A 22,942-nucleotide genomic window follows, 5' to 3' on the forward strand; every position below is an offset into this window, starting at 1 on the left:
TCTTCAACATCTATCTTTCCCCCGATGTGGCCGACCTGATGTACGAGGAGGAAAAGACCTCTCTTGAACACCTGGAAACCACCTACGGGACAAAGGTGAACCTCATAGCCAATCCCGAGTTCACCATCGACAAGTTCCAGATAGAAGGGATAATGTAGCAGCCGTGAAGACCACAGTTCTCTCTCCCGCCAAGGTCAATCTCTACCTCAAGGTCCTTTCCCGAAGACCGGACGGCTATCACGATCTTCAGAGCCTTGTCGACCTTGTCTCCGTGTACGATACGATACACATCGAGGACATCTCCGGTGACGAGATCGTCATTGACGACGACAGGGGTATCCTTCCCCGGGGCGAGGAGAACACGGTCTACCGCGCCGTTCGGATGCTGCGAGAGGCGGCGGGTGTGAGGAAGGGCGTGCGCGTTTTCATCGAGAAGCGGATACCCATCGGCAGCGGCCTTGGCGGGCCGAGCAGCAATGCCGCGACGGTTCTGAAAGCGCTTTCCGCACGCTGGGAACCGGGGCTAAGTAATGAAGATCTCAACGGTATCGGCAGCCGGGTGGGTGCGGACGTCCCCCTCTTTCTCCATGGAGGGTCCTGCATCATGGAGGGGATAGGGGACGTGATCACACCGGTCCGTCTTCCCCGCGTATGGTACGTCATAGTTTACCCGAATGTCAGTGTATCGACGAAGGCCGTGTACGAGGGCCTGAGAATCGTGTTGACAAAGAAGCAAAACGATATTAAATTGATGGAAAATTTTAGTACTCCAAGACAAATTGCGGGCATTCTGGAAAACGATCTGGAATACGTCGCCCTAACGCTATGTCCGCAGATCCAGGGAATAAAGGATGCATTGAAAGGGACAAAGACCCTCGGTTCGCTGATGAGCGGAAGCGGTTCATCGGTGTTCGCTGTCTTCGAAAATGAACACGATGCGACTCAGGCATCGTTGGTATCGGCAATAAGGAAGATGGGTACTGTTTTTGTTGCGCACAGCGTGCAGGGAGGGGTAAACTAATGGAGATTACGGATGTAAGGATATTCCCCGTGGACGAGAAGCGAGTGAAGGCTTACGCATCGATCGTTTTTGACGATTGCTTCATCGTCCGCGATCTCAAGGTGATCCAGGGTGACAGCAAGTTCTTCGTCGCCATGCCGAGCAAGAAGATGAAGGACGGCTCATTTCGGGATACGGTGCATCCTCTGAACAACGCCACCCGACAGATGATCGAGGAGAGCGTTCTCGGCGCCTACGAACTGGAGTTGAACAGGGCTCAAGAAGCACTGTGACAATCATTTGGGGTGTCGTCAAGCGGTAAGACACAGGCCTTTGGAGCCTGCATTCGGAGGTTCGAATCCTCCCGCCCCAGTATACGCATATAACTCTCAGGAGGGTTTTGATTGGATAAACTCAGAATATTGACAGGCAACGCAAACCCGGAACTAGCAGAAAGGATCGGAAAGTATCTAGGCGTCAAGCTGGCGAAGGCCAGGGTGAACCAGTTCAGCGACGGAGAGGTCCAGGTTTCCATCGACGAGAGCGTGCGCGGTATGGATACCTTTGTCGTCCAGTCCACATGCCCGCCGGTGAACCACAACGTGATGGAGCTTCTCGTCATGCTGGACGCGCTGAAGAGGGCGTCCGCGGGCAGGATAACCGTGGTGATACCCTACTACGGATACGCCAGGCAGGACCGCAAGGTCCTCCCCCGCACATCGATCTCGGCACGGCTCGTGGCGAATCTCATAACCGTGGCCGGAGCTTCGAGGATACTGGCCATGGACCTTCACGCGGGCCAGATTCAGGGATTTTTCGACATCCCCGTTGACCATCTCTACGCGCTTCCCGTTCAGTTCGAGTATATAAAGAAGATAAAGGGGGACATCGTGGTCGTTTCCCCCGATGCCGGAGGTGTGGAGCGTGCCCGGGAACTGGGCAAGAGGATCAATGCCACGATCGCCATCATCGACAAGAGAAGGGAAAAGGCCAACGAATCGAAAGTGATGCATGTCATCGGCGACGTGAAGGGCAGGACGGCCATCCTCATCGATGACATGATCGATACGGGCGGGACCATCGTTCAGGCGGCCCAGGCCCTCGTGGACAACGGGGCAAAGGTCGTGTACGCGTGCTGTACGCACGCGGTGCTCTCGGGAGAGGCCATCCAGAAGATCAACAACTCGGCCCTCAAGGAAATGATAGCGACGAATACGATCCCGCTTTCCGAAAGCGGAAGGAAATCGAAGAAGATAAAAGTGCTGGACGTATCGCCCATTCTCGGAGAAGCCATAAAGAGAATACACAGCGGCGCGTCCGTAAGTTCGTTGTTCATATAGTTGGGAGGAACATCATGGAACAGGTTTTGATCAAGGCAGACAGAAGGAGCGCAACAGGAAAAGGTGTTGCGCGAAAGGCGAGGGCGGCGGGGAAGATTCCGGCGGTGCTCTACGGGGGCGGTGTTGATTCCGTTTCAATAACGATCTCATCGAAGGACTGGGACACTATCACGAGGCGCATGAAGAGGAACGTCATTCTCGACATGGAGATCCATGGCGGCGCAAGTGTCGAGAACAGGCCTGTTATGGTCAAAGAGGTGCAGAGGAACGGTGTGGGTACCGAGATCATGCACATCGATTTTCTCCAGGTCTCCATGGAGAAGACGGTCGAGGTGGAAGTCCCCATCCATCTTTCGGGCAAGTCCAAGGGCGAGGTCCTGGGCGGTGTCATCGACATCCATCTGAGGTCCATCAAGGTGGAGTGCCTCCCCGGCCAGATACCGGAAGAGATCGTCGTAGACTTGACGGAGCTCGATATCGGGGATTCCGTCCACGTGAGCGATATCTCCCTGCCCGGCGTCAAGCTCATCGAGCATGGGGATGTGGCGATCCTGAGCGTCGTGCCTCCAACGGTGGAAGAAAAGAAGGTGGCGACAGAGGAAGCGGCAGCTGAGGTTCCCGAGACAAAGGAGAAAGAGGAGTAAGGGTCCTTGCATTTATTGTGCGGACTTGGCAACAAAGGCTCCGAGTACTCTTTCACGCGGCATAACGTCGGGTATCTTGTCATCGACCGTTTTTCGGAACGTTTCAAGATACCCGTCAGAAAGAAAGATTCGGGTTGCAGGGTCGGGTTGAAGGATGACCTGGTCCTGGCAAAGCCCGACACCTACATGAATCTTTCCGGCGGCCCCATCGCCAGGCTGGCAGGAAAACTGAAAGTGCCGCCGGACCGCATGATCGTCATTCACGACGATATGGACATGGTTTTCGGCAGGATGCGGATTCGCCTCGGCGGCAGGGACGGCGGCCACAAGGGCGTGCGGTCTGTGATAGAGAGTCTGGGGGGCAGGGAGTTCTGGCGCCTCAAGATAGGCATAGGGAGGAACCCCTCCATGCCTGGCGAAGAATACGTGCTGTCACGGTTCGACGGGGATGAGGCCGGCGAGCTTGCGGAGATCATCGACATTGCCTGCGACGCCCTGAAGGTCTTCGTCTTTGAAGGCGGGTCAAAGGCAATGAGCCTCTTCAACAAGCGCGGACCGGAGTGAGTAAAGGGACATGAGCTTTTCGTGCGGTTTCATAGGTCTTCCCAATTCAGGGAAATCGACCATATTTAACGCACTTACCGCGCTGGCAGTGCCGTGTCAGCCCTATCCTTTCTGCACCATCGATCCCAACGTGGGTGTTGTCCCCGTTCCCGACGCGAGACTTTTCAAGCTGGCCGACCTCCTGAAGCCCGAAAAGGTCACGGAGACAACCATCGAGTTCGTCGATATCGCGGGTCTCATCAAGGACGCCCACAAGGGGGAAGGCCTGGGGAACAGGTTCCTTTCCCACATCAGGAACGTGGATGCCGTCGCCCACGTTATCCGGGCCTTCAACTCCGGACAGGTTCCTCACGTCTATGCCGATATCGATCCCGCCCGGGACATGGATATCGTGGAGACGGAGATCATCATCTCCGACCTCGAGATCGTCGAAGACCGGATAAGGAAGATAGAACGGCTCGCGAAGATCTCGAAGGACAAGGGTGAGGCGGAGATGGAGCTGCTCCTCAGGGTGAGGCGCTATCTTGAGGCGGGCCGCTTCGTGACCACCGACGATTTCGACGAGAGCGAAAGGCAGGCCCTGCGTTCCTTCGATCTCATCACCACGAAACCTCTCTTTTACATTGCCAACGTCGATGAAGAAGGGTTGGCGGTGTCCCCGCAACCCGCGATCGAGGAGGCCGCCGCGAAGAGAGGCCGGGAGGTTGTCTATATTTGCGGCAAGCTGGAGCAGGACCTGAGCGCCCTGCCGGAGGATGAGCGGGTCTCTTTCATGGAGCTTTACGACATGAAGGAGTTCTCCATAGACAAGATCATCCATGTCGGTTACCGAATCCTCGGACTCATCACCTTCTACACCGTTGTGGGCAAGGAGATGCGCGCCTGGACGATCCCCCGGGGAACGACGTGCGCGAAGGCGGCGGGCAAGATCCACACGGACATGGAGAAGGGCTTCATACGGGCCGAGGTCATAAACATCGACGATCTCATCACCTGCGGCAGCGAACACGCAGCCCGCGAAAAGGGCCTCCTAAGCCTCGAAGGCCGCGACTACGTCGTGCAGGATGGCGACATACTCCACATACGCTTCAACGTTTGACCGGGGGTCAAACGTTGAAGCCGTCTCAGGTCTCAGGTCTCAGGTCTCAGGTCTCAGGCTAAAGGCCAAAACACACAGAGAATCCCGCTGGTCCCTAACCCGGAACCTGAAACCCGGAGCGGCCTCTAAGGTTTTTTACGTGAAACCTGAGACCTGAGACGGTCTTTATATGTTCTTCCCCTGTTCCAGCGCATTCTTCAGGAAGCTGCATCTGATGTCGGGCTGGACGTATTCGTGGTCGGTTTCGCTGACGGGGAAGAATACGAGAAGCGCCTCGCGCAGAGCGATCTTGATGCCGGGAAGAAGAGGCAGGACCTTCCTCTTGTTGATGGCGAGGTCGGCTATGATCGTTGTCAGGCTGTCGAGCGCGTCCTGAGCGGTGAGGTTGATGGACTGAATGGGGGCGGAAGGCAACCTGTCGTCGAATTCACCGGAGAAGTTGGCAATGGTGAACTGTTTCGACATCCGCCGATAGACCGCCGGGGTTATCCTGAACGCGGGCGTCCAGAAGAAGAGGGGAGGTTCTTCCCAGCCCGGCTGTATGACCCTGGGAAGGTTTCCGAGACGGACCACGTCCGCGTAACAGTCGAGTTTCAAACCCTCGACCTCAACCTTCAGTCGCCAGAAGGGCAGGTATTGCCGCACCGACCCCTCGGCGGCCTTCGTCGACAGGGCCGTCCTGAAGCCGACGCGCTTGAGGCCTTGACCGCCCGTTTCCCAGGCGGAATTACACGTGTTGCATAAGAGGACGCAGCTGTCCCTTTCGGCCAGCGTGTTCCAGCCGCACTCGGGACACAGCGTCGGCAAAAAGTTTACCGCCCAGCCGCCGGAGAAGATCTCGTAGGGAAATGACTCGTATACGGGGGGTCCGTCGAAGAGCACCTCGTTGAGTATGGCATCATGGAAACGGCCGTTGCGGACGAACATGGGGGTGTAGATGAGGCTCATTGTGTCGGCGACGAAGGCTTCATGGTAGATCCTTTCCTCTCTCAGCTCCTTTCTCGTTATGGGGATCTCGGCGTAATCCCCCTGCGTGCCGCGGCGGACGAAACGGGTCTCGTGAACCGTAACCGTTTCGTAGGTCACGTCGCGTTTGGCTTCCACGAAGGACTTTTCAAAAGGGATGCCCGGCGGGATGAATCTGGCATTGTCCGCGGGCTGTACGAAGCGCAGCTTTAGTGTTTGCGGCCGGAGGCCCAGTGTTTGCGTGAAGTGTTCACTTTCGACGGCAAGGAAGGTCTTGTCCACGATCCCGTTCGCTATCCCGCTTGTCCTGCACGTGTAATGCACGCCCCTGAAGCGCCAGTAGGGCACGTAGATGACCTCTTCGAGGAAGGGGTCCGAGGGGGTAAAGCAGTACCGAAAATAATCCCGGGGCTGCATGCAGAGCTTTGTCTTGCAGAAATCACAGGTGAGGAGCCTGTCGGTCTCTTCGAGAACGACCGGGGCGCCGCACTGGGGACATTGATGCTCTATGCGCATGACCGTCAGATCTTTTCGCCGCAGGAATTACAGTAAACGGATCCCCTCAGGTTTTCCGCCCCGCAGTGAGGGCATTTCACGGGTCCCTCGTTCGCGGTGACGGTCTGGCCGCAGGAAGGACAGAACCTTGCCCGCGCGGGGAGGTTCTTGTGACACTTCGGGCACTGGGAGATCACGAGGAGGTGGTGGCCGCAGGATGGGCAGAACCGGGCATCCTCGTTGACAGGGTTCTGGCACTCGGGGCATTTCATCGTGCCGGCGGATTGCGGAGCTCCCTTGATGGTCTCGGCGTACATGGCCGGCATCATGAAACCGAGCCCCATGCCCATACCCGCGCCCGCTTCGCCGGGATTCTGTGCGGCGCTTTCCATTGCCATGGCGGCTTTCATCTTGACAAGCTTGTTGAGGTCGTCGAACATGGCCAGCCTGCTCTTGTCATCGATGGCCTTCTGGACCTCCTGGGGAGGGGTGATGGAATTGATGTAGAGGCCGGAGAGCTGGATGCCGAAATGAGAAAAGTCCTTCTCCAGCATCCGGGTCAGTCCCGCCGACATTGCGTCGTACTGCCCCGGCAGGTCGAGAAGGGTGTCGAGGTTGCCGCCGAGATAATCGTTGAAACGGGAGAGTATGACCTTGCCCAGGTAGTCCTCGATGTCCGCGACGGTGTAGGACGCCTTCGTTCCCACGAGGGTGTTGATGAAGAGCGACGGCTGGATGACCCTGATATTGAACATACCGAAGGCGCGGAGCCGCACAAGCCCCAGCTTTGAATCCTTGAAGGCGACGGGGTCCCGCGTTCCCCAGGGAAGGTTCGTGAAGACCTTCGTATTGACGAAATAGACCTCCGCCCTTAAGGGGCTCGTGAATCCCCAGGGAAGGCTCAGGAGCTTCGTGACGATCGGTATGTTGAGGGTGGAAAGCGTGTAGCGACCGGCCCCCAGGGCATCGTACGCCTTTCCCTGGTAGAAGAATATCGCCGCCTGGCTCTCACGCACGGTGAGCTGCGCGCCGTACTTGATGTCGCCCGATCCCTCCTCGGGTAATCTGTGCGCTATCTCCTTGCCCGTATCGTCAAACCATTCGAGTACTTCCAGAAAATTTCCCATGCCATCCCCCTGCGTATTTTTTTTTCGACACCTTACTATGAGAAAGGACGGAAGTCAATGACGGAGAGCACGGAGAAGAGAGGTTATGGGTCATAGGCCATAGGTTATGGGAGAGATTCTTTCCAATCACCCATCACCTATCACCCATCACCTATCTTCTACCCGTATCTTCCCGTGATGTAGCCCTCAGTCCTTTCGTCCCGGGGGGAGGTGAAGATCTGGGATGTTTCGCCGAATTCGACGAGGTCGCCGAGGAGCATGAAGCCCGTGTAGTCGGAGACGCGGGCGGCCTGCTGCATGTTGTGGGTGACGATGAGGATGGTGTAGCGCTCCTTCAACTCGATCATGAGCTCTTCTATCCTCATGGTGGCGATAGGGTCGAGGGCGGAGCAGGGCTCGTCGAGGAGAATTATCTCCGGCTCGACCGTCAGGAGACGGGCGACGCAGAGCCGCTGTTTTATCTCCTCCGAGAGTTCGAGGGCGGGGGTGTGGAGCTTGTCCTTGAGCTCGTCGAGGAGACCGACGGAGTGAAGGCAGCGGTCGACGATCTCTCTCCACCCACGCCTGTGTCCCATTCCATGGACCTTGAGGCCATAGACCATGTTCTCGTAGACGGTGAAGGGAAAGGGGTTGGGGCGCTGAAAGACCATGCCCACCTTCTTCCTGAGGTTGATGATGTCGATGTCTTCCAGTCTCTCGTCGTGGACGTATATGTCGCCCTCGATGCGGACCTCCTCCAGGAGGTCGTTCATGCGGTTGAAACAGCGAAGGAGAGTTGACTTTCCGCACCCTGACGGGCCGATGAGGGCCGTTATGGCATTGGAATGGACCTGGAAATCGACATTCTTGAGGGCGTGGAAATCCCCGTAGTAGAGGTTGAGCCTGTTCGTTTTCAGGGCGAATCTATCCATTATCCAAACTTTCCCTGTATGTAGTCTTCGGTCTTGGTCTCGGAGGGGGCGGTGAAGACCTTTTCCGTCGTGTCGTACTCGATGAGCTCGCCGAGGTAGAAGAAGGCCGAAAAGTCGCTGATCCGGGCGATCTGTTTCGTGTTGTTGGACACGAGTATGATGGTGTACTCCGACTTCAGCTCGCTCAGCGCGTCCTCGATCTTTGCCGTGGAAATGGGGTCGAGGCCGGAGCAGGGCTCATCGAGGAGAATGATCTCCGGCTTGAGCGCGAGCGTACGCGCAAGACAGAGGCGCTGCTGCTGTCCCCCGGAGAGCTTGAGGGCCGACGTGCCGAGCCTGTCCTTCACCTCGTCCCAGAGGAATGCCTTCTTGAGACTGTCCTCAACGATGTGGTGCAGGGTGGTCCGGTCACTCGTGCCTTTGAGCCTCGGCCCATAGGCGACGTTCTCGAATATGGAACGGGGCAGGGGGATGGGAACGGCGAAAACGGTGCCGACCCGTCTTCGAAGTTCTATGGGATTGATGCTCCCGTCAAGGATGCTCGTCCCGTCGATGGTGGCATCGCCCTCGATCCTCACGTTGTTCTCGAAATCTATCATGCGGTTGATAACGGAGATGAGGGTGGATTTTCCGCTTCCCGAAGGCCCCATGAAACCGGTGATGGTGTTCCTGTGAACCTTGATGCTGATGCTTTTCAGTACCTCTGTCTTGCCGAAGGATAACCGTAATCTGTCAGTCGCGATCTTTGTGTCCATCTCTGTCCTATGAGTAGCGTGCAATGGCCTTGTTCATGATATAGTACGCGAGTATGTTGATAAGAAGGATGCTCAGCACAAGCACCACGGCCGTGCCGTACGCCTTCTCCATGGAGATCCCTTCGCGGGCGAGGATATAGAAGTGGACCGCCATGGTCCTGCCCGAATCCATGAGAGACAGGGGGAGCCTTAAGGAGCTGCCCATGGTGAAGATGATGGCCGCCGTCTCGCCCACGGCCCGCCCGATGCTGAGCATGATGCCGGTGAGTATCCCGGGGATCGCCGCCGGGATGACCACCTTCTTTATCGTTTCCCACTTGCTTGCGCTCAGGGAGTAACTGACTATCCTGAGCTGGCGGGGCACGGCCCTTATGGCCTCTTCCGAAGTCCTGATGATCGTCGGCAGGATCATAATGGTCATCGTGAGGACGCCCGCGAGGAGCGACCATCCCATCTTGAGCTTTATCACGAAGAATATGAAACCGAAGAGGCCGTAGAGGATGGACGGGATGCCCGCCAGAGACTCGACGCCGAAGCGGATGAATTTCGTGAAGAGCGATTCTTTCGTGTACTCGGTGAGGAATATCGCCGTCCCGAGGCCAAGCGGCGTGGCGAGCAGGATGGACAGCAGCGCGAGTTGGATCGTTCCCACGATGGAGGGAAAGATGCCGCCTTCCCTCCCCATGTCCTCGGGGAAGGAAAAGATGAAGGCGAAATTGACGTGAGGGAATCCTTTAAAGAAGATGATCGCCACGATGATGATGAGGATGCCGACGGTGAAGTATGCCTGGACGTTGAGCCCCATCCGTACGAAGCGGTTTATGAACCGGGGGTTGATTCTCATTTTGCGATCTTCCTCTTGATGCCGAAGTTAGCGACGTAATTGAGTATCATGATGATGACCATGAGGACGACGCCCGTCGAGAAGAGCCCCAAACGGTGGTCGCCGGTGGCATACGCCAGTTCCAGGGCGATATTGCCCGTCAACGTCCTTAAGGGGTCAAGGATGCTTGTGGGTATCTTGAGGGCGTTGCCGGCGATCATGATAACCGCCATCGTCTCTCCTATCGCCCGTCCCATGCCGAGGATGAAGCTTGCCAGGATCCCCGACTTGGCGGAGGGTATGATGACCTTGTAGATGGTTTGCCACTTCGTCGCCCCCATGGCGGCGGAACCCTCCCGATATGTCCTGGGCACGCTTACCAGGGCGTCGAAGGAGATGCTGATGATCGTCGGCAGGATCATGACGCCAAGAACGAGGCAGGTGGACATGAGAGAGAACCCGGATCCCCCGAGATAGTTCCTGACGAGGGGCACGATGTAAATGACACCGAGAAACCCGAACACCACCGACGGGATGCCGGCAAGGAGCTCGATGGCGGGCTTGAGGAGCATTCTCGTTCTCTTGCCCGCGTATTCCGAGAGGTATATCGCGCAGGACAGACCCAACGGAGCGCCTATGATGAGGGCCCCGATGGTGACGAGAAATGACGATATGATCATCGGGAATATGCCGAAGTAACCCTTGGTAGGGGCCCACTTCATCCCGAAGATGATCTTGTTGAGGCCTACCTTGAGGAAAAGGGGCAGTCCCTCCGCCAGGATGAAGATGAAGATGAGAAAGAGAAAGAGAAGCGATGAGAGCGCGAAGGCGACGAGCACCCACTTGACGAGATGCTCCTTCAATACCGTCCTGTCAATCATAGAACCCCACGAGTCCTTCGTTCTTGAGTATCTTCTGCCCTTCCTTTGAAAGGACGTAGTCAACGAACTGCCTCGATTTCAGGTCCAGTTCGCCGTTGGTCACGTAAAGAAAGGGACGCACCAGCTTGTAGCGGCCTGATTTGATGGTCTTTATGGAAGGTTTCACGCCACCGATGGCGACGGGCCGCACCTTCTTGTCGACAAGTCCCATGGATATGTACCCTATCGCGTAGGGATCGGTGGCGACGACCTCCTTCACGGAGCCGTTGGAATCCTGTACCATGGTGCCGTCGTCGATCTCCTTATCCTTCATGACCAGGCTTTCAAAGGCACCCCGCGTGCCAGACCCCTCCTCACGGGACACTGCGTCTATCCTCCTGTCGACCCACCCCAACTGCCGCCAGTTGGAGATGCGGCCGGTGAATATCTTGCGTATGCTGTCGAGGTCCAGCTCTCCGACGGGGTTGTCGGGATGCACGACGACCGCTATCCCATCATAGCAGATGGTTATCGTGTTGAGCTTCTTCTCTTCATCCTTCAGTTGCCGTGATGACATTCCGATCTCGACAGTGTTGTTGATCACGGCCTGGATGCCGGCGGTGGATCCCCCTCCCTGCACATCGACGATAAAGTTCTTGTGGTCCACCATGAAGTGCTCCGCCAGTTTCTCCGTGAAGGGCATGACGGACGTGGAACCGGCGATCGTGATCGTGTGTTTCTTCCCGGGTTTGTCGCTGGACACGGCTGAACAGGAGAGAAGAGCGGCGATAAGAGGTAGAAGTATGACCCAGTGCCTGACACTCATATGCTATTCCTGGGGATCTCTGGAGTGTCGTATTATCTTTCCCTCCACGAGGAAGATGACTAGTTCGGCGATATTGACGGCATGATCGGCCATCCGTTCCAGGTACTTGGAGATGAAGAGCACACGCGTGGCCCGTGATATGGTCCGCATGTCCTGCATCATGTATGTCAGGAGCTCGCGGAAGATCTGGTCGAGGAGCTGGTCCACCTTCTGGTCGTCCTTGGTGACCTTCCGCGCCATGGCCACGTCCTCCTTGACGAAGGCATCGAGGCTTTCCTTGAGCATCAGCTGCACCGTGTCGGCCATCATGGGAAGGTCGATGTAGGGTTTCAACTGAGGTTCCTGGTTCAGTTCCTGGACCCTCTCGCAGATGTTGACGGCCATGTCGCCGATCCGTTCCAGGTCGTAGTTGATCTTGATGGCGGTGGTGATGAACCTCAAGTCACGGGCCGCGGGCTGTCTGAGCGCCAGGAGTTTGAGACAGAACTCATCGATCTCCACTTCGAGGGCGTTGATGACCGGGTCATCCTCTATGACCTTCTCGGCAAGGTCCGAGTTGCGTTCAAGAAGGGCCCTGATGGCATTGCTGATGGCCTTCTCGACGAGCCCGCCCTCATAAAGGAGCTTCTCCTTCAGCTCTTTCAGTTCAAGATCGAAGGTCTTGTAAATGTGTCCTTCAAGCATCATTCGCCTCCTGGTCTGGATGGCTAGAGTATAGTCAACTTTGCCATCGATTACAATCTGATTCTGAGGTGCCCGAGGCTCCGGATGGCACGTAGAACAAGGCTTAAGAACCCGTCGAATGTTTCTGCGTCCCTCGATCGGTGTAAGGCGGATGTGAAGCGATTAGACCGGTCCCGTGCTCACCGGACCGGAAACTGTCCTTCGAGATCTTCGGGGTTTCGATAGGTGATCAGACGATGATCACGGAATTGAAACCCCCGAACTCGTTCATCTCCTTATGACTGGAGGAGGGGTCTTCCATCCAGCTGCCGTCGACGATGAACCGATACTGGTAGACGCCCGGGGAAAGGGTGATGCTCGTTTTCCAGACCCCCTTCGCGTCCTTCTTCAGAGGGCGAACCGACGGGTCCCAGGAGTTGAAAGAACCTGCGATACAAACGTGGCCTGCCCCCGCGTCGCTGAATTTAAATGTTACACGTTTTTTCGCCTGCTTCTCTGCCATTGCACCCTCCTTAAACTTTACCCATCATAATAGCACAATCCCCTCGTTTTTTCATCCCGGCCTTGAGGGACCAAAAGGGGGAACCGCGCGCGAGTCCGCGTCGGTTCCCCCCTCGTGAGGTTCGTTCTGAAGTTTTCAGCTCATCGATGCCACCGCCCTCGCTATCCTCTCGACGCCCTTTTCGATGACGTCCATGGATGTGGCGAAGGAAAGCCTCAGGTACCCTTCCTTGCCGAACTCCACGCCGGGGACCACGGCGGTGTGGAAGTCGTCGAGGAGGATCTCCGTCAGGGCCGTTGAGGAATCGACGATGCGGTCCTTATACTTCTTGCCCACGACGACATTGAGGTTGGGGAACACGTAGAAGGCGCCCCTGGGGTCATAGCAGGTCACGCCTTCTATGCTCCTTAAGCTCTTAACGAGAAAGTCTTTTCTCTTCTTGAACTCGGCGACCATGGTGCCGATGAAGTCCTGCTTGCCGGAAAGGGCCGCGAGGGCCGCCATCTGCGACACAGAGGTCGGGTTGGACGTGCTCTGGCTCTGGATGTTCCCCATGGCCTTTATGATGGGGGCAGGGCCCGCGCTGTAGCCGATCCTCCAGCCTGTCATCGCGTAGGTCTTGGAAACGCCGTGGCATATGATCGTCCGCTCCTTGAACGCCGGGTCCATGGAGGCGATGCTGACGTGTTTGTAGTCGTAGACGAGTTTTTCATATATCTCGTCGGAGATGAGGTAGAAACCTTTCTCCACCGCGAGTTTGCCTATTGCCTCGAGGTTCTCGTGATAGAACACGGAGCCCACGGGATTCGAGGGATAATTGAGTATGATCGCTTTCGTTCTGGGCGTGAGATATTTCTTGAGGAGGTCCGGGGTGATCTGGTAATCGTCTTCCTCCCTGGTTTCGAGGATGACGGGTTTGGCACCCGCGAGCTCGATCATGGGGGGGTAGGATACCCAGAAGGGGGCGGGGACAATGACCTCGTCGCCTTCCTGGAAGAGGGCCTGGAAAAGGTTGTAGAGTCCGTGTTTTCCGCCGCAGGAGACGATGATCTCCTCCCGTTTATAGGTGAGCCCGTTGTCGCGGGAGAACTTGTCTATTATGGCGTCCTTGAGAGGATCGATGCCGGTGACGGGGGTGTAGCGGGTGAAGTTGTCGTTAATGGCCTTTATCCCCGCTTCCTTGATATGGGCAGGGGTGTCGAAGTCAGGCTCGCCCGCGCCGAAGCCGGCGATATCGATCCCCTGTGCCTTGAGTGCTTTTTCCTTGGCCGAGATGGCGAGTGTGGGTGAGGGTTTCAGAGAGGCGGCCCTGGCAGATAACATAGAGCAACTCCTTTCGCTTGTTTTTGGTGCCGTAACTTTTACACCATGAGGGAAGGCTCTGTCAATCAGAAATTGAGGGTGGTTGACAGGATTTCCTTACGGCGACCTTGAGGATCCTGCGGGTACTCTCGTCGATCTTGCACCGCTCATCGATCCTGTGGCCCACGACCCAGGCAATGGTATCGCCTGCAAGGAGGAGGGGAACCTGTCTGCGGGACTCGAGGGGTATCTTCCGGGAGATGAAGAAATCCTTTAACTTTACGGGTTTGTCGATGCCCAGAGGATGAAACCTGTCACCCGCGCGGAACGTCCGGATCGCGAGGCTGTCCCGGGGTCCCAGCTTGTCGAGGTCAAAGTATGCCGTGAAGTTGTCCCTCGGATAGGACGGAGGACGCCTCTTCACCACCGTGACGGTGGCGTCGATCCTGAGGGCGGCGATACTGGTCCTTCCCTCACCGAGGGAAAAGGTCTGCGTGATCGCCGGCTCCGGCCTCTTCGTGGTGAGTATGAGCGTGTCGTAGGTCTTTCTTGCCAGGACATGACCCGGGAGATCGAGGCGCAGGTTGGGTCTTCGGGAGGACAGGACCTTTCTGACGAGCTCGATGTGCTCCCGCAAAGGGACGACGGGCGCCATGTCCGCCACGATGTCGCTCACGACCCGGAAAAAGGTCTCGTCATCGAGTTCCACGAGGGGCGCGACGGGCACGTGGACGTCCCCTTCCAGCCTTCGGACGTTCTTCTCCGTGAAGGAACGTTTCCTTTCGTCGAAGAGACTGTTTATCTCTGTCAGGTCGCCGAGGAGGGAGACGACCTTTTCCCTGAACGCGGGGTTCAATTCGTCAAAGAGAGGGATGATCCTGTGACGGATGTAGTTGCGCTCGTATACCGTTTTGTCGTTGGAGGAATCGCTGACGAAGGGAATGGAGCGGGCGGCGGCGTAGGATTCTATTTCCGAACGGTAGGTCGTAAGAAAAGGCCGGACTATCCTCTCGCGGGCGGGAGGTATGGAAGACAGGCCACGAATGCCCGTCCCTTTGGCGAGACGCAGGAGGAAGGTCTCGACCTGGTCGTCGAGATTGTGCGCGAGAGCGATCCTCGTGTAGCCTTCGCGATCGGCTGTTTCGTTGAAGAAACGATACCGGATGTCCCTGCCGGCGTGTTGTACGGAGAGCCCCGTCGACCGGGAATACGCCTTCACGTCCGCCCTTTCGACGAAACAGGGAAGTCCATGGCGCTTTGCTGTCTCCCTCACAAAGGCCTCGTCCCTTTCCGATTCTTCCCGTCTCAGGAGGTGGTTCACGTGGGCAACGGCGAGACCGAATGGCATTTTCTCCCTGATCTCCCTGAGGACATAAAGGAGCGTTGCCGAATCGACGCCCCCGGAGAAACCGACGAGAACGCGGTCCCCCTCGTTCACCATCCCTTTCGTTCTGATGAGCCGGGATATCCTGCGGACAAGGTCTGCGGGGCGGGGCGTGGCCGGCGTGTCGACAATACCGGTGAAGCCGTTCCCTGTCACGAACAGCTCGAACAGTTGGGTGAGGAACACCCGGCGCAGGAGCCGCCCGACCGACCCGACGACTTGAATCCCGAGCCCGCGGAGAACCCGAAGGAGGACATGTTCCTCTGCAGGTCCTTGTCCCCGCACCTGGGGCATTCGGGTACGTCGTCACCGAAGACTATCACTTCGAATTCGTTGCCGCATTTCCGGCACGTATATTCATAAATGGGCATGGTTACCTCCGCTCGTCCCTCTTCTTCTTTATTTCCCTCGACAGGTCGGCGATGAGCCGTGTCAGGAGGGGACGATATTTCTCCCTGATGCCCGCGTCGACGGTCATGCCCTCCGCCCTTTTTGCGAGCCCCAGGGCCCGTGTGAACATGTTCTTGAAGTAGAAATGGTTGGCAGAGGCAAAGAGGTAAAGAAAGAGGGCGACCGTGTTGGATGTGTCCGTTCCGATGAGGCGCTTGAAGAGCTTCCTGGCCGTGTCGAAGTATTCACTTTCAAGGTAGCTGTTGGCCGTCTTGAAGAGAAGGAGCTTTTTGCCGTCCGCGTACGCCGTGACCAGGATATCCTCGAAGCCCTTGCGTCCATACATCTTTGTAAGGGTCTTTTCGTATTCATACAGGAAGCGGGGGAGAAGGTAGTTTCCCCGATAGAGAAGGATGAGGTCCTTAAGCTGTGTCACCAGTTCGTCAGCAAGGACGGTGACCTCCTTGAGCTCTTCCTTCAGGCGCCCCCGCGCCTTCCGCACCAGTACGCTTATTTCGTTGACGATCTTCTTTTCCTGTTCCGTCAGGTCCTCAAGGGCTATCTCGCACTGAGGCTGATAGTATTCGAGAAGGTAGAGGTTCTCGCGGAGTTTCATCGCGCCGTGAAAGGTGTAGCCGACGGTCATATCGAAGAGCTTCTCCTTGTAGCTCGCCTCCGACGAATTGCGGAAGAGGTCGTGACACATCTCCTTGAGCCTGAAAAGACAGCTCCTGCCCCTGTCGTCCACGAAGTCCTCGATGTTGGCAAAGAAAAGTTGTCCCTGTCGGAGCAGGGATTTAAACTCCCGCGCCTTCTCGTAAACGCACAGCGATTCCTTGATGAGGTCGATCTGTTTCTTATCGAGATTCGTTACCATGATCCCCCTCCCCGTGCTCTTTCAGCATGTTCCTCAGTTCTTCACCGTCTATGGATTCCTTTTCGAGGAGAGTCCTGGCGACCAGTTCCAGGAGGTCGCGTTTCTTCGTGAGGGTGTCCTTGACCTTTGTGTAGGAATGCTCGATGATGGCCTTCACCTCGTTATCGATCTCCCTGGCTGTCTCCTCGCTGTACTCCTTCGTGCCCGAGCCGGGGGCGATATCGAGGAAGAGAGGCTTGCGTTCCTGTTCGAAGGTCATGTGGCCGAGCTTCTCGCTCATGCCGTACTGCTTCACCATGGATCGCGCTATGTCCGTTGCCCGCGCGAGGTCATTCTGGGCACCTGTCGAGATCTCGCAGAAGATGATCTCTTCGGCTATCCTTCCCCCGAGGAGGACGCACATGCGGTCGATGAGCTCGCTCTTCGTCATGAGGTAGCGGTCTTCCGTGGGAAGCTGCATCGTGTATCCCAGGGCGGAAATGCCGCGGGGGATTATGGATATCTTGTGGACGGGGTCCGCGCTCTCCAGGGATTCCGCCATGAGGGCATGGCCCGTTTCGTGGTAGGCGACGATCTCCTTTTCCTTCTTGCTCATCACCCTTTTTCTCTTTTCAAGGCCTGCCACAACGCGGTCGATGGCCTCTTCGAACTCCTCCATCGTCACGGACGACTTTCCTTTTCGGGCGGCGAGAAGAGCGGCTTCGTTGATGAGGTTTGCCAGGTCGGCGCCAACAAAGCCGGGGGTCCTGGCGGCAATGACGGAAAGATCGATATTGCGTGCCAGTTTGACCTCTCTCACGTGCACCTTCAATATCTCTTCGCGGCCCTTGATATCGGGTCTGTCGACAAGGACGTGCCTGTCGAACCTGCCGGGCCTCAAGAGTGCGGGGTCGAGTATCTCGGGCCTGTTCGTCGCGCCTACGATGATGACCCCTGTCTTGGTGTCGAAACCGTCCATTTCGGCGAGAAGCTGGTTCAGGGTCTGCTCGCGTTCGTCGTGCGACGAGAGGGGGTTCATGCCCCGTGCCTTACCCAGGGCGTCCAGTTCATCGATGAAGATGATGCAGGGGGCCTTCTGCTGGGCCTGGGAAAAAAGGTCTCTCACCCGCGAGGCGCCGACCCCGACGAACATCTCGACGAAATCGGATCCGCTCATGCTGAAAAAGGGCACCTTCGCCTCGCCGGCGACTGCTTTGGCGAGAAGGGTCTTGCCCGTGCCCGGCGGACCGACGAGAAGAATGCCCTTGGGTATCTTTCCGCCGAGATCGAGGAACTTCTGCGGGTAGCGAAGATATTCGATTATCTCCTGGAGCTCCTCTTTTGCCTCGTCGACCCCGGCGACGTCATCGAAGGTTATCTTTATCTCGTCCTCTCCGTAGATCTTGCCCCGACTCTTGCCGAAATTGAGCACGCTCGAGGGCGCCCCGCCCATCCTCCGCATAAGGAGGTTCCAGATGAGTATTATGATGGCGAAGGGGAGTATCCATTCGATGATGACCCTGAGGATCTTGTTCTCGAAGGAGCCGGAGAACTGGACGTTGCTCTTCTGAAGGTCCTTGACGAGGTCAGGGTCTTCGACCCTGCTTGTCACGAACTTCACCTTCTTTCCGTCTTGCTGTGCCATCGTTCCCTGGATCTTTTCGGTGTCGATGATGAGGTCCGAGACCTTCATCTGGGCGATGAGGCCCTTGAATTCGCTGTAGGGAATGGTCTTTATCTCGGAACGGAAGGAGAGGTAGCTGTGGATCACGAATATGGCGATGATTGCGATGATGAAATAGAGGAAGGTAAAGCTCTTGGTCTTCTTCTCCTTGTCCTTGTTGCCGCTCTTGATCTCCAGTATTATATCTTTGCGTTTTTTCAGGTCTTTTTTTGGTTTGGGCTTTTCTTTCGGCATAGGTAAAGCATATCAGAAAACCATAAGCTTTGAAATATGTTTTCTCGGCGCCCTGCCGGGGCTGACGGGCCTGTGGTCGTGGCATTGCCGTTACCGGCACGGCGCCCTGCCGGCACGGGCAGGGCCGGTTTACAAAACGAAGTCAGGTGCTATAATACACTTATGGCGGACCCGCTGCCCGGTTACGCTGTCCGCTGCAAGGAGGGTGGCAGGTGACGGAAAAAGACGGATCCATCAGCGAGTTTGACCGCCTGTTCGGTTGGCCGGATGTCTGCCGCAGCCTGTTCCGCGTCCTCATAACCTCCATTCGGGAGGGTTTCTTCATAACAGATGGAGAGGGAGCTTTTCTTTACGCAAGCCCATCCCTCGGCATGATGCTTGACCACGATCCCGGCCAGCTTCTGCGGATGTCCATCGATGACGTCGATCCGGAAAAGAGGTTCAGGGGAGCTTTCGGGGCCATGGGGGCGGAAAGCTACGGTGTTTCCACGTACGAGGCCACGTTGAAGAGAAAGGGCGGCGAGCCGGTGGATGTGGAGGTGACCCTCGCCCGGTACAGCGTTCCGGCGGAGGGGCAAAGGTGCGTTGGTCTCGTAAGGCACATAGGCGACCGCAAAAGGGCCGAGACGGCGCTCCGGGAGAGTGAGGAGAGGTTCAAGCTTTTCAGTCACGCGAGTCAGGAGGCGCTCGTGCTCCTCAACGACGCGGGCAAGGTCCTCTACGCGAACCCGGCTGCCCTTAAGATCACGGGACGTGAGGATCGACGGGTTTCCGATATGGAGATCGGTGAGTTCCTCAGGCCTTATCAGTTCTCCGACGAACAGAAGCTGCAGATGGCGATAGCCGAGGTGATGCCCGTATCGACGATAGCGGAAGAGGTGGTGGGCTCCGACAGGCTGCTCGACCTTTCGGTCATGGGAGCGGAGGGTGTCGAGACCAACATCGAATTGTGTCTCCTGTCCGAGAAGGTGGGCGACAAGTGGCACATGATCGCGCTGTTCAGGGATGTGACGGAGAAGAAGAGCGCGCTGGAACGTCTGCGGAAGTCGGAAGAGAAGTTCCGCCGTCTCTTCGAAGAGACGAAGGACGCCGTCTTCATGTCGACGCCGGAGGGAAGGATCGTCGACATCAACAGGGCCGGTCTCGATCTCTTCGGTTTCAGGAAGAAGGAGGAGATGCTTGACCTCGACCTGGCGCAGGACCTTTACTGCAACCCCGAGGACCGGACCAGCTTCAGGGCTGCCATAGAAAAGTACGGCAGCGCCAGCATGCATGACCTTGCCCTGAAGCGCAGTGACGGTACTGTGATCGTCGTTTCCATCACGGTGAATGCCGTCTATGACGAGGTGGGCAACGTCGTCATATTCCACGGCATCATCCGGGACCTGACGGGTATAAGGCAACTCGAGCAGCAGGTCAGGGCGTTTCAAAAGATCGACGCGGTCCGGGAACTGATCGGGGACATGGCGCACCACTTCAACAACATCCTCAATATAATCGTGGGCAACGCCCAACTCGCGAAGATATCCCCGGACTGCACGGACGAAATGGGCTCATACCTTTCGGCCATCGAGGAAGAGGTTTTCAGGGCGGCGGACATGGTGGACGCCCTTCTGGCATCGGGGAGCCGCCACCCCATGCATATGAAGACGGTGGATGTCGGGTCCGTGGTGCGGGATTTCGAGAAGATGGTGCGGAGGATCATCGGCGATGGGATCACCATCGTCCTGTCGGTGCCTTCGACGCCTATATTCGCGAAGATCGATGTGGCAAGGATAGCCCAGGCCTTCCTCAATCTGGTGGTGAACGCGCGGGAGGCCATGGATGGGGCAGGGACGCTGACCATCCGGGTCTACACGGAGAACATGACGGATGTGACGACCACTCTCGACGGAAAGATAGTGCCCGGCTCCTATGCCGTGATCTCCGTTTCCGATACCGGGCGCGGCATGGATGCGGGCCTCAGGGAGAAGATATTCGAACCCTTCTACACGACGGACGCGTCGGGCGAGAAGAAAGGACTTGGTCTGAGCGTCGTTCTGGGGATCGTCAAACAGCACGGCGGCTTCGTCATCTGCGACAGCGAGGAAGGCAGGGGAGCGACCTTCAAGTTCTATCTGCCTGTCTCTGAGGAAAAGACGAAGGTACAGAGGTTGATGGAACAGGGCGTCGGCGGCGGGACCGAGACGGTCCTCATCGGTGAGGACGAGGATGCCCTGAGGAAGATCGCCGCCGACTTCTTGCGGACACTGGGATACAGGGTCGTCGCCGCCAGGAACGGCGATGATGCCCTTGCCCTGTTTCGCGAGAAGCCAGGGGAGATAGACATGGCCCTTCTGGACATAGCCATGCCTGGCATGAACGGGCTCGACGTGTACCACGAGATAAAAAAGGTGAGGCCCGACATCGACGTCCTTTTCATGACGGGCTACAGCCTCGATGCCGCGAACATAAGCACCATCCAGAACCAGGGCATAAGCATCATCCGAAAACCCTTCACAATGACAGCCCTCGCCAGGAGGATACGGGAGATACTGGATAAAGAAAAGACGGTTTGAACCGCTCGAACAGCTTGAGCCGCTTGAACGGGAAAGACTCTCTCCCATCATTCGTTCTAGGCGCTCAACGGGCTGTTGATCAAGCGGGTTTTCGAACTGAGGTTACGGTCTGTCGTCATTCCGGCGAAGGCCGGAATCCAGGAAAAACGATGTGTTAGAGAGACCTCTGGATCCCGGATCAGGTCCGGGATGACGAAAAGAGGAGTCAGCAGCCTGTCAAGCTGTTCAAGCGATTCAAGCTGCCTCTAGAGGCTTATCTCTATCGCTTCTATCATTCCGTCTATGGCCCTTATGTGCTTGAGGACGTCCTTGCCGATGGGGCAGTCCACGGAAACGAAGGCGACCTCCTCGCCCTGGACCATGCGGGAGACGGTGAAGCTCGCTATGTTGATGCCGTGATCGCCCAGAATGGTGCCGACCTTGCCGATAACGCCGGGGCGGTCCATGATCTTGAAGGCAAGGAATGTCCCCTCGGGGATAACGTCGAGATGGAAGCGATCGAGAAGGACGATCCTGCCCAGTTTATCGGGGAAGACGGTACCCGCTATGGTGGTCTCCTCGACGTCGGTCTTGAGGCTGAAGATGATGAGATCGTTGAACTTGTCGAACTGCTCCGTTTTTGATTCCTCAACGATGATGTTGCGGTCCTTGGCCAGATAAGGCGCGTTGATATAGGTGACGGAACCCTGGAGGGAGATATCGAGAAAACCGTTGATCCCCGCTATGGTGAAGGGCTGGTAGCTGAAAGGGACGTCGAACTTGCGCTCGCAGAGGTCTTCCTCGAAGTTCTTTCCCACCATGATGACCGATATCTTCTCGGGCCGGCCCTTGCTGATCTGCGCCGCAAGCTTGCCCATCTTCTCGGCGAGGTTGAAATACAGTTGGAGGTGGTCGGGAAGGAGTGACTTCATGAAAGGTATGTTGACGCCATGCTGGTAGGGCCTGCCATGGAGCGCGTTGAGGACCTGCTCGGCGACGATGGCCGAGACCGCCTTCTGCCCCTCGGCGGTGTTGGCGCCGATGTGCGGAGTCGCGAAGACATTCTCCAGGGTGAGGAGTTTGTTGTTCTTCGGAGGTTCCTCCACCCAGACGTCCACGCCGGCGGCGAATATCTTGCCCGACACGAGGGCCTCATAGAGATCGTTCTCGTTCACGATACCGCCCCGGGCGCAGTTGACGAGGATGACATTGTCCTTCATGATGGCCAGCTTGTCGGCCGTTATCATGTTCCTCGTCGTGCCGGTGAGCGGCGTGTGGAAGGTGATGACGTCGGAGACCTTGAGGAGGTCGTCAAGCTCATCGTAGAGGGCGACGCCGAGGGACTCGGCCTTGCTCTTCTTGATGTACGGGTCGTAGGCGATGACCTTCATGCCGAAGCTTTTCGCGCGGATGGCGACATTGCTCCCGATGCGGCCGAGACCGATGATGCCGAGGGTCTTGTTATGGAGTTCGATGCCCATGAATTTCTTCCGGTCCCACTTGCCCTGTTTCAGAGATTCGTTGGCAAGGGGTATCTTGCGGGCGGCGGCGAGCATGATGCCCATGGTGAGCTCAGTGGCGGCGAGGGTGTTGCCCGTGGGGGCGTTGAGGACGATGAGGCCTTTTTTGCTTGCCGCCTCTATGTCGATATTGTCCACGCCGACACCGGCGCGTCCGATTATCTTGAGCCGGCCCGGGTTCTCGATGAGACCTTCCTTGACCGTCGTGCCGCTGCGGGTGATGATGGCATCGTAATTGCCGATGATGGTCTTCAGCTCTTCGACCTTTATGCCTGCCTTGACTTCGACTTCCACCGCCTTGTCCGCCGCGAGTATCTTCAAACCTTCTTCGGCGAGATGATCTGTGACGAGGATCTTGAATTTTTTCATTGGAATCCGCCTAAGTTATTATTTCTTGTAATATTTCTGTGCTCGTGATATAGGTAACGACAGTAAAAGA

22 protein-coding genes, 1 tRNA gene and 1 pseudogene are annotated in these 22,942 nt (G+C 56.9%); 9 read left to right on the plus strand and 15 right to left on the minus strand.

Translation table 11 applies throughout. From position 1 onward, the window contains the following. From GXX82_02475 to ychF, 8 genes and pseudogenes are all read left to right on the plus strand, one after another. On the plus strand, positions 1 to 158 hold a 158-nt coding region (locus GXX82_02475; GenBank protein ID NLT21894.1), incomplete at its 5' end, for a hypothetical protein. After that, positions 158 to 1,021 (plus strand): annotated as a pseudogene (gene ispE, locus GXX82_02480) (4-(cytidine 5'-diphospho)-2-C-methyl-D-erythritol kinase). The gene GXX82_02475 and the pseudogene ispE, both read left to right, overlap by 1 nt. Further along, the gene (spoVG, locus tag GXX82_02485; GenBank protein NLT21895.1) at positions 1,021 to 1,293 is read left to right on the plus strand and encodes a septation regulator SpoVG; all 273 of its coding nucleotides are present in this window, start codon (positions 1,021 to 1,023) and stop codon (positions 1,291 to 1,293) included. Before ispE ends, spoVG begins: the two are co-directional and overlap by 1 nt. Positions 1,294 to 1,301: 8 nt before the next feature. After that, positions 1,302 to 1,373, plus strand: a tRNA-Gln gene (locus tag GXX82_02490). A 31-nt stretch (positions 1,374 to 1,404) separates the two neighbouring features. Next, positions 1,405 to 2,340 (plus strand): ribose-phosphate pyrophosphokinase, encoded by a 936-nt coding sequence (locus tag GXX82_02495; protein NLT21896.1) that lies wholly within the window; start codon positions 1,405 to 1,407, stop codon positions 2,338 to 2,340. A 14-nt stretch (positions 2,341 to 2,354) separates the two neighbouring features. Continuing rightward, positions 2,355 to 2,984 carry a 50S ribosomal protein L25 gene (locus tag GXX82_02500; protein ID NLT21897.1) on the plus strand — a complete coding sequence of 210 codons (630 nt, stop codon included), beginning with the start codon at positions 2,355 to 2,357 and terminating at the stop codon, positions 2,982 to 2,984. 6 nt (positions 2,985 to 2,990) lie between these two features. Next, positions 2,991 to 3,548 carry an aminoacyl-tRNA hydrolase gene (locus tag GXX82_02505; GenBank protein NLT21898.1) on the plus strand — a complete coding sequence of 186 codons (558 nt, stop codon included), beginning with the start codon at positions 2,991 to 2,993 and terminating at the stop codon, positions 3,546 to 3,548. A 10-nt stretch (positions 3,549 to 3,558) separates the two neighbouring features. Continuing rightward, complete coding sequence (gene ychF / locus GXX82_02510; GenBank protein NLT21899.1) at positions 3,559 to 4,647, plus strand: redox-regulated ATPase YchF; 1,089 nt, start codon at positions 3,559 to 3,561, stop codon at positions 4,645 to 4,647. 165 nt (positions 4,648 to 4,812) lie between these two features. Here ychF and GXX82_02515 read toward each other — a convergent pair whose 3' ends face one another. The 14 genes from GXX82_02515 to GXX82_02580 all read right to left on the minus strand — a co-directional run bounded on the left by GXX82_02515 (position 4,813) and on the right by GXX82_02580 (position 18,446). Then, a complete protein-coding gene (locus GXX82_02515) occupies positions 4,813 to 6,129 on the minus strand; it encodes a hypothetical protein (protein ID NLT21900.1) in 1,317 nt (438 codons plus the stop codon). Positions 6,130 to 6,134: 5 nt separating this feature from the next. Then, positions 6,135 to 7,235 carry an SPFH domain-containing protein gene (locus GXX82_02520; GenBank protein NLT21901.1) on the minus strand — a complete coding sequence of 367 codons (1,101 nt, stop codon included), beginning with the start codon at positions 7,233 to 7,235 and terminating at the stop codon, positions 6,135 to 6,137. Between the two features lie 158 nt (positions 7,236 to 7,393). Beyond that, positions 7,394 to 8,146, minus strand: coding sequence for a phosphate ABC transporter ATP-binding protein (pstB, locus tag GXX82_02525; protein ID NLT21902.1), 753 nt, complete (start codon positions 8,144 to 8,146; stop codon positions 7,394 to 7,396). Further along, positions 8,146 to 8,901: a phosphate ABC transporter ATP-binding protein gene (locus tag GXX82_02530; GenBank protein NLT21903.1), complete on the minus strand. Its 756-nt coding sequence runs from the start codon at positions 8,899 to 8,901 to the stop codon at positions 8,146 to 8,148. Before GXX82_02530 ends, pstB begins: the two co-directional genes overlap by 1 nt. A gap of 7 nt (positions 8,902 to 8,908) precedes the next feature. After that, on the minus strand, positions 8,909 to 9,745 hold the full coding sequence (pstA, locus tag GXX82_02535) for a phosphate ABC transporter permease PstA (protein ID NLT21904.1): 837 nt from the start codon (positions 9,743 to 9,745) through the stop codon (positions 8,909 to 8,911). After that, positions 9,742 to 10,605 carry a phosphate ABC transporter permease subunit PstC gene (pstC, locus tag GXX82_02540; GenBank protein ID NLT21905.1) on the minus strand — a complete coding sequence of 288 codons (864 nt, stop codon included), beginning with the start codon at positions 10,603 to 10,605 and terminating at the stop codon, positions 9,742 to 9,744. Before pstC ends, pstA begins: the two co-directional genes overlap by 4 nt. Continuing rightward, complete coding sequence (locus GXX82_02545; GenBank protein NLT21906.1) at positions 10,598 to 11,410, minus strand: phosphate ABC transporter substrate-binding protein; 813 nt, start codon at positions 11,408 to 11,410, stop codon at positions 10,598 to 10,600. Before GXX82_02545 ends, pstC begins: the two co-directional genes overlap by 8 nt. A gap of 3 nt (positions 11,411 to 11,413) precedes the next feature. Further along, the gene (gene phoU, locus GXX82_02550) at positions 11,414 to 12,094 is read right to left on the minus strand and encodes a phosphate signaling complex protein PhoU (GenBank protein ID NLT21907.1); all 681 of its coding nucleotides are present in this window, start codon (positions 12,092 to 12,094) and stop codon (positions 11,414 to 11,416) included. 229 nt (positions 12,095 to 12,323) lie between these two features. Next, the gene (locus tag GXX82_02555) at positions 12,324 to 12,596 is read right to left on the minus strand and encodes a hypothetical protein (protein NLT21908.1); all 273 of its coding nucleotides are present in this window, start codon (positions 12,594 to 12,596) and stop codon (positions 12,324 to 12,326) included. A 135-nt stretch (positions 12,597 to 12,731) separates the two neighbouring features. Continuing rightward, the gene (locus GXX82_02560) at positions 12,732 to 13,919 is read right to left on the minus strand and encodes a pyridoxal phosphate-dependent aminotransferase (GenBank protein NLT21909.1); all 1,188 of its coding nucleotides are present in this window, start codon (positions 13,917 to 13,919) and stop codon (positions 12,732 to 12,734) included. 61 nt (positions 13,920 to 13,980) lie between these two features. Beyond that, positions 13,981 to 15,438: a tRNA lysidine(34) synthetase TilS gene (gene tilS, locus GXX82_02565; GenBank protein ID NLT21910.1), complete on the minus strand. Its 1,458-nt coding sequence runs from the start codon at positions 15,436 to 15,438 to the stop codon at positions 13,981 to 13,983. Next, on the minus strand, positions 15,435 to 15,653 hold the full coding sequence (locus GXX82_02570) for a zinc ribbon domain-containing protein (GenBank protein NLT21911.1): 219 nt from the start codon (positions 15,651 to 15,653) through the stop codon (positions 15,435 to 15,437). The genes tilS and GXX82_02570 overlap by 4 nt, the downstream gene beginning before the upstream one ends. Positions 15,654 to 15,655: 2 nt before the next feature. After that, positions 15,656 to 16,549, minus strand: coding sequence for a hypothetical protein (locus GXX82_02575; protein NLT21912.1), 894 nt, complete (start codon positions 16,547 to 16,549; stop codon positions 15,656 to 15,658). After that, positions 16,530 to 18,446, minus strand: a complete 1,917-nt coding sequence (locus tag GXX82_02580) for an ATP-dependent zinc metalloprotease FtsH (GenBank protein ID NLT21913.1) — start codon at positions 18,444 to 18,446, stop codon at positions 16,530 to 16,532. Before GXX82_02580 ends, GXX82_02575 begins: the two co-directional genes overlap by 20 nt. A 212-nt stretch (positions 18,447 to 18,658) precedes the next feature. On the opposite strand from GXX82_02580, the gene GXX82_02585 reads away from it, so the two are divergent. Then, positions 18,659 to 21,004: a PAS domain S-box protein gene (locus GXX82_02585; GenBank protein ID NLT21914.1), complete on the plus strand. Its 2,346-nt coding sequence runs from the start codon at positions 18,659 to 18,661 to the stop codon at positions 21,002 to 21,004. Between the two features lie 245 nt (positions 21,005 to 21,249). Here the strand turns inward: GXX82_02585 and GXX82_02590 are convergent, their stop codons facing one another. Continuing rightward, complete coding sequence (locus GXX82_02590; protein NLT21915.1) at positions 21,250 to 22,872, minus strand: phosphoglycerate dehydrogenase; 1,623 nt, start codon at positions 22,870 to 22,872, stop codon at positions 21,250 to 21,252. Positions 22,873 to 22,942 lie beyond the last annotated feature (70 nt).

It is taken from the genome of Syntrophorhabdus sp. (assembly GCA_012719415.1).
Taxonomy (GTDB): domain Bacteria; phylum Desulfobacterota; class Syntrophorhabdia; order Syntrophorhabdales; family Syntrophorhabdaceae; genus Delta-02.

Excerpts from the sequence above, each read along its gene's own strand:
- spoVG (NLT21895.1), top strand. The coding sequence starts at position 1,021 with ATGGAGATTACGGATGTAAGGATATTCCCCGTGGACGAGAAGCGAGTG.
- GXX82_02500 (NLT21897.1), top strand. The coding sequence starts at position 2,355 with ATGGAACAGGTTTTGATCAAGGCAGACAGAAGGAGCGCAACAGGAAAA.
- ychF (NLT21899.1), top strand. The coding sequence starts at position 3,559 with ATGAGCTTTTCGTGCGGTTTCATAGGTCTTCCCAATTCAGGGAAATCG.
- GXX82_02515 (NLT21900.1), bottom strand. The coding sequence starts at position 6,129 with ATGCGCATAGAGCATCAATGTCCCCAGTGCGGCGCCCCGGTCGTTCTC.
- GXX82_02520 (NLT21901.1), bottom strand. The coding sequence starts at position 7,235 with ATGGGAAATTTTCTGGAAGTACTCGAATGGTTTGACGATACGGGCAAG.
- pstB (NLT21902.1), bottom strand. The coding sequence starts at position 8,146 with ATGGATAGATTCGCCCTGAAAACGAACAGGCTCAACCTCTACTACGGG.
- GXX82_02530 (NLT21903.1), bottom strand. The coding sequence starts at position 8,901 with ATGGACACAAAGATCGCGACTGACAGATTACGGTTATCCTTCGGCAAG.
- pstA (NLT21904.1), bottom strand. The coding sequence starts at position 9,745 with ATGAGAATCAACCCCCGGTTCATAAACCGCTTCGTACGGATGGGGCTC.
- pstC (NLT21905.1), bottom strand. The coding sequence starts at position 10,605 with ATGATTGACAGGACGGTATTGAAGGAGCATCTCGTCAAGTGGGTGCTC.
- GXX82_02545 (NLT21906.1), bottom strand. The coding sequence starts at position 11,410 with ATGAGTGTCAGGCACTGGGTCATACTTCTACCTCTTATCGCCGCTCTT.
- phoU (NLT21907.1), bottom strand. The coding sequence starts at position 12,094 with ATGCTTGAAGGACACATTTACAAGACCTTCGATCTTGAACTGAAAGAG.
- GXX82_02555 (NLT21908.1), bottom strand. The coding sequence starts at position 12,596 with ATGGCAGAGAAGCAGGCGAAAAAACGTGTAACATTTAAATTCAGCGAC.
- GXX82_02560 (NLT21909.1), bottom strand. The coding sequence starts at position 13,919 with ATGTTATCTGCCAGGGCCGCCTCTCTGAAACCCTCACCCACACTCGCC.
- GXX82_02570 (NLT21911.1), bottom strand. The coding sequence starts at position 15,653 with ATGCCCATTTATGAATATACGTGCCGGAAATGCGGCAACGAATTCGAA.
- GXX82_02575 (NLT21912.1), bottom strand. The coding sequence starts at position 16,549 with ATGGTAACGAATCTCGATAAGAAACAGATCGACCTCATCAAGGAATCG.
- GXX82_02580 (NLT21913.1), bottom strand. The coding sequence starts at position 18,446 with ATGCCGAAAGAAAAGCCCAAACCAAAAAAAGACCTGAAAAAACGCAAA.
- GXX82_02590 (NLT21915.1), bottom strand. The coding sequence starts at position 22,872 with ATGAAAAAATTCAAGATCCTCGTCACAGATCATCTCGCCGAAGAAGGT.